Raw genomic sequence first — 4,938 nt, forward strand, 5'->3', positions numbered from 1 at the left:
GGACCGGACCGGCACCCCGGCCCCGCTCCGACGGCAGGGGCCGGTGGGACGGCCGCGCGCGGTGAGGTGACGGCCGACCCCGCCCCCGACGGCGACCGGCTTCAGCCCCCCGTTCCGCCGGGGGCGTCGGGGGTGTCGGAGGTGTCGTGGGTGTCGGAGGTGCCGGCCTCCTCGGGGGTGTCGGGCGTCCCCGAGGTGCGGGCCGGGGTGTCGGGGGCGTCCGAGCCCGGCAGCGCCGGCTGCACGAGCAGGGGATAGGGCGGCGGGGTACCACCGAATTCCGGACAACGTTCCCGGTGGTCGCACCAGGAGCACAGCGGCCCCCGCCGGGGACGCCAGTCCCCGGTCTCCGTCGCCCGCCGGATGGCCTCCCACAGGGCCGTCAGCCTGCGCTCCACGGCCAGCAGCTCCTCCTCGACGGGATCGTGCCACCGCACCTCGCCGCTGCCCAGGTAGACCAGCTGGAGCCGCTTGGGGATCACCCCGCGCAGCCGCCACAGCACCAGCGCGTAGAACCGCATCTGGAACAGCGCCTCCCCGGAGTACTCGGGGCGGGGGGCCCGACCGGTCTTGTAGTCCACCACCCGGATCTCACCGGTGGGGGCCACGTCCACCCGGTCGATCACCCCCCGGACCCGCAGCCCCGATTCCAGACGGGTCTCGACGAACACCTCCCGCTCGGCCGGCTCCAGCCGGGAGGGGTCCTCCAACGTGAACCACCGCTCGACCAGTTCCTCCGCCCCGGCCAACCACTCCGCCAGCCGGGCGCGGCGCTCCGCGGCGCGTCCCCCGTCGTCCGCGCCCGGGCCGGTGGGCGGTCCGGCGTCGCCCGGGGTGCCGGCGTCCGCGGGGGCGGTCGCGTCGGCGGGGTCCTCGTCGAAGAGGTCCGCCAGCTCGGGGCGGGCGGCCAACAGCTTCTCCCACTCGCCCACCACCATCGCCCGGGCCCGCCGCGGGTCGCGCTCGCCCGCCGGGGCGTCGAAGACGCGCTCCAGGACCGCGTGCACCACCGTGCCGCGGGTCGCCGCCGCGCTCGGCCGCTCCGGCAGCCGGTCGATCACCCTGAAGCGGTACAGCAGCGGACAGCGCATGAAGTCCGCCGCCCGGGACGGCGAGAGGGACTGCGGGGGAGCGGGGCGGGAACGCGGCATGGTGAAACCCTACGGCCCGTCGCCGACACACCCCCGCCCCACCGCGGAATACCATCGGGGGAGGCGGCCCGGGCCGTCCGCACCGACCGTCCGCCCCGGACGGGCGGGACTTCGACGAGGGGAACCGGTGACAGACACGGACCAGCCCGCATCCGGCGGCCCGAGGGCGCGGCGTCCCGAGGAGGGCCGGCAGGGCATCCTCATGGGCCGGGTGCGCGGGGTGCCCATCTACGTGGGGTTCAGTTGGTTCCTCGTCGCCGCGCTCATCACCTGGTTCTTCGGCAGCCAATTGGAGCGCCTCTTCCCCGACCTGGGGGCCGTGCGGTACCTGCTCTCGCTCTTCTTCGCGGTCGCCTTCTACGGCTCGGTGCTGATCCACGAACTCGCCCACACCGTCGCGGCGCTGCGCTTCGGACTGCCGGTCCGCCGCATCCGCCTGCAGTTCCTCGGTGGCGTCTCCGAGATCGAGCGCGAATCCCCCACCCCCGGCAGGGAGTTCTGGCTCGCCTTCGTCGGCCCCCTGCTGTCGCTGGTGCTCGCCGGGATCTTCGCCCTCGGCCTCCTGGCGGTCGACGCCGGGACGGTGCCCGGCGTGCTGCTGGCGGCGCTGATGCTCTCCAACCTCATCGTCGCCGTCTTCAACCTGCTCCCCGGCCTGCCGCTGGACGGCGGACGGATGCTGCGCGCCGTCGTGTGGAAGCTCAGCGGCCGACCGATGACCGGCACCGTCGCCGCCGCCTGGAGCGGCCGGGCGCTGGCGATCGTCGTCCTGGTGGGCTTCCCGCTGGCCACCCACGCCGGTGGACTGGCCGAGCGGGAGTCGATGACCGGAGTGGACTCGGTCATGGACGGTCTGCTGGCCGCCGTCCTGGCCGCCGTCATCTGGACCGGCGCCGGGAACGGCCTGCGGATGGCGCGCCTGCGCGAGCACCTGCCCGCCCTCTCCGCCCGGGCCCTGACCCGCCGCGCGGTCCCCGCCCCGCCGGAACTCCCGCTGTCGGAGGCGCTGCGCCGGGCCAACGACGCCGGCGCCCGGGCCCTGGTGGTCGTGGAACCGGACGGCACGCCCAGCGCGCTCGTCCGCGAGGCGGGCATCGCCGAGGTGCCCGAACACCGACGCCCCTGGGTGCCCATCGGCACCCTGGCGCGCGAGCTGACCGACGGGATGCGGGTGCCCGCGGACCTCGGCGGCGAGGAACTCCTGGACCACCTGCGGGCCGTTCCCGCCACCGAGTACCTCGTGGTCGAGCCCACCGGGGAGATCTACGGGGTGCTCTCCACCGCCGATGTCGAGCACGCCTTCGTCTCCGCGATGACCCGTCGCGGACGCTGAGCGACCGGCGCCGGGGCCCGGCGGGGGCGGGCTCGATTGGGGTCGTCGCCCGCCACTGGTCTAGGCTGGCGCCCATGTCCGAACCGACCGGTGCCGCCCGCCGTCGCGGGCCCTTCCAGGTCGGGGACCAGGTCCAGCTCACGGACCCGAAGGGCCGCCACCACACCTTCACGCTCGAGGCCGGGAAGAGCTTCCACACCCACAAGGGAGCCTTCCCCCACGACGAGCTGATCGGCGCCCCCGAGGGAACCGTCGTCCGCACCACCGGAAGCGTCGAGTACCTGGCGCTGCGCCCCCTGCTCCCCGACTACGTCCTGTCCATGCCGCGCGGTGCCGCGGTGGTCTACCCCAAGGACGCGGGGCAGATCCTCGCGATGGCCGACATCTTCCCCGGCGCCCGGGTGGTCGAGGCGGGAGTGGGCTCGGGGTCCCTGAGCACCTTCCTGCTGCGTGCCGTCGGCGACGGGGGGATGCTGCACTCCTACGAGCGCCGGGCGGACTTCGCCGAGATCGCCCGGGGGAACGTGGAGCGCTACTTCGGCGGCCCGCACCCCGCATGGCGGCTGACCGTCGGCGACCTCCAGGACCGCCTGGAGGACACCGGGGTGGACCGGGTGATCCTGGACATGCTCGCCCCCTGGGAGTGCCTGGACCCGGTCTCCAAGGCCCTGGTGCCCGGCGGCATCCTGTGCGCCTACGTCGCCACCACCACCCAGTTGGCCCGCACCGTGGAGACCATCCGCGAGCACGGCTCCTTCAACGAGCCCACCGCCTGGGAGACGATGGTCCGCACCTGGCACGTCGAGGGCCTGGCGGTGCGCCCCGATCACCGGATGATCGGGCACACCGGCTTCCTCCTGACCGCCCGACGACTCGCCGACGGTGTCACCCCGCCCCGCCGCCGCAGGCGCCCGGCGCCCGGCGCCTACGGCGAGGACTACACCGGGCCCGGCGGGAAGTCGGCCGCCGCCGGCCGGGGTGCCGGCACTGCGGACGGGGGGAGCGGCGACGCGGCGTGACGCCGTGAGCCGTCCCCGGCCGGTGTGCGGGCCGGACGCCCGGCCCGCACACCACCACCGCCGGGGCACCCCCCGGCCGCACCCGGCCGTTCCGCGCCCGGGCGCGATGTGGCACGATGCCGGCACGGTTTTCCGCCGTCCCCCCGCTTCCCGCCCGGCGCGCCCCCGTGTTCCCGGAGCCCTCCGGACCCGGGGTCGGGTCGGCGCCCCCGACCCCCAGGAGTCCCGCGTGCAGCTTCCGGCCGGCGCCGCCCTCCCGCACACCCGTTCCCGCGCCGTCCACTGGGTCCTGACGGCGGCCGCGCTCGGCGCGGTGATCGGGGTGCTCGCCGTGGCCCGCCCGCCGGCCGCGGGCGCGAGTCCGGCGTCGGGGGAGGGGCCGGATCCCGCGAGCGCGGCCTACCCCGTGGACTGTGGTCCCCACGGCGTGGCGATCACCCACCGGGCCGCGGTGGACCTGGACGGTGACGGCCGGCCCGAGACCGTCGCCGCCATCCGTTGCGACGCGGCCGGTGGTACCCCGCCCGGCGGCGTCTACCTCCTGACGGGCGGCGCGGGCGGCGAACCGCGGGTCGCCGCGACCCTGGTCGATCCGGCCGACGGCATGATCGTCGACGAGGTCATCGTCGACGGCGACGGCCTGGTGGTGCGGCTGCTGGGCTACTCCGGTCCGGACGTGCCGCGCAGCGAGCCCGACCTGTACGGCGAGGCCGCCTGGAGCTGGCGGGACGGGGCGCTGGTCCGCGAGCAGCGCGCCCCGCTGACCGCCGTGGCGGTCTGAGGGGCGCGCCCGTTCCCGTGGTCGAGCGGCTCCCGCCCCGCCCGGCGGGAGCGGGGGGCCGCGATCAGGCGACGTCGGCGTCCGGGCCGTACACCTCGGTACCGTCCGCCACCCGGCGCACGTGGATGCACTCGCCGGGACACTCCCGGGCGGAGGCCACCACGTCGTTCAGCAGCGGCAGCGGCACCGGCGCGGTCGCCCCCGGCTCGGTCAACAGGTCGACCTCCTCGCCGGGCGGCGCCGGGGGCTTCACGTAGGCGAGTCCGTCGATGTCCAGCTCGAAGACCTCGGGCGCGTACTGGGCGCAGATCCCGTCCCCGGTGCACAGGTCCTGATCGATCCACACCTCCAGCGGATCGGTCGTCCCCCCGGCGCGCCCGGCGGTCTCCTGCTGCGCGGTCATGTCACCCGTCCCTTTCCGGTGCGGTCCCGGTGTCCTGCCCGGCCCCGTTCGCGGACCCGTGCCGGTTCCGCTTCCCGGTTCCGTCCGGTCGATTCGCGGCCCGGGGCCCGACCTCCGACCATACCGCCGTCCCCACCGGAGCCGCGGGCCGGGCGTCCCGCCGCGCGACACGACACGCCGGGCCCGGATCCGGTCCCCGTTCCGTCCGCCCCTCCCGGGCGGGGTTCGGGCCCCGGCCGGGGCCCGAACCC

General features: G+C 76.1%; 5 protein-coding genes. 3 read left to right on the top strand and 2 right to left on the bottom strand.

Annotated features, from left to right (window positions below):
- Nucleotides 1-101 precede the first annotated feature (101 nt).
- Nucleotides 102-1,151, bottom strand: coding sequence for a RecB family exonuclease (locus tag FOE67_RS16415; RefSeq protein WP_182664989.1), 1,050 nt, complete (start codon nucleotides 1,149-1,151; stop codon nucleotides 102-104).
- Here FOE67_RS16415 and FOE67_RS16420 point away from each other — a divergent pair.
- From FOE67_RS16420 to FOE67_RS16430, 3 genes are all read left to right on the top strand, one after another.
- On the top strand, nucleotides 1,150-2,484 hold the full coding sequence (locus FOE67_RS16420) for a site-2 protease family protein (RefSeq protein WP_438874237.1): 1,335 nt from the start codon (nucleotides 1,150-1,152) through the stop codon (nucleotides 2,482-2,484). The two genes, FOE67_RS16415 and FOE67_RS16420, sit on opposite strands and share 2 nt — an antisense overlap.
- Before the next feature lie 74 nt (nucleotides 2,485-2,558).
- Entirely contained in the window at nucleotides 2,559-3,503 is a 945-nt protein-coding gene (locus FOE67_RS16425; RefSeq protein WP_182664993.1) for a tRNA (adenine-N1)-methyltransferase, read from the top strand.
- Nucleotides 3,504-3,732: 229 nt separating this feature from the next.
- Complete coding sequence (locus tag FOE67_RS16430; protein ID WP_182664995.1) at nucleotides 3,733-4,284, top strand: hypothetical protein; 552 nt, start codon at nucleotides 3,733-3,735, stop codon at nucleotides 4,282-4,284.
- Nucleotides 4,285-4,348: 64 nt separating this feature from the next.
- Here the strand turns inward: FOE67_RS16430 and FOE67_RS16435 are convergent, their stop codons facing one another.
- Complete coding sequence (locus FOE67_RS16435; RefSeq protein ID WP_182664997.1) at nucleotides 4,349-4,687, bottom strand: ferredoxin; 339 nt, start codon at nucleotides 4,685-4,687, stop codon at nucleotides 4,349-4,351.
- Nucleotides 4,688-4,938: the final 251 nt, after the last annotated feature.

It is taken from the genome of Streptomyces calidiresistens, assembly GCF_014141525.1.
In the GTDB taxonomy this organism is placed as follows: Bacteria; Actinomycetota; Actinomycetes; order Streptomycetales; family Streptomycetaceae; genus Streptomyces; species Streptomyces calidiresistens.

Bases quoted from the DNA above. Each gene is read 5' to 3' on its own strand.
- FOE67_RS16420 (WP_438874237.1), top strand. From the start codon at position 1,150: ATGGTGAAACCCTACGGCCCGTCGCCGACACACCCCCGCCCCACCGCG.
- FOE67_RS16415 (WP_182664989.1), bottom strand. From the start codon at position 1,151: ATGCCGCGTTCCCGCCCCGCTCCCCCGCAGTCCCTCTCGCCGTCCCGG.
- FOE67_RS16425 (WP_182664993.1), top strand. From the start codon at position 2,559: ATGTCCGAACCGACCGGTGCCGCCCGCCGTCGCGGGCCCTTCCAGGTC.
- FOE67_RS16435 (WP_182664997.1), bottom strand. From the start codon at position 4,687: ATGACCGCGCAGCAGGAGACCGCCGGGCGCGCCGGGGGGACGACCGAT.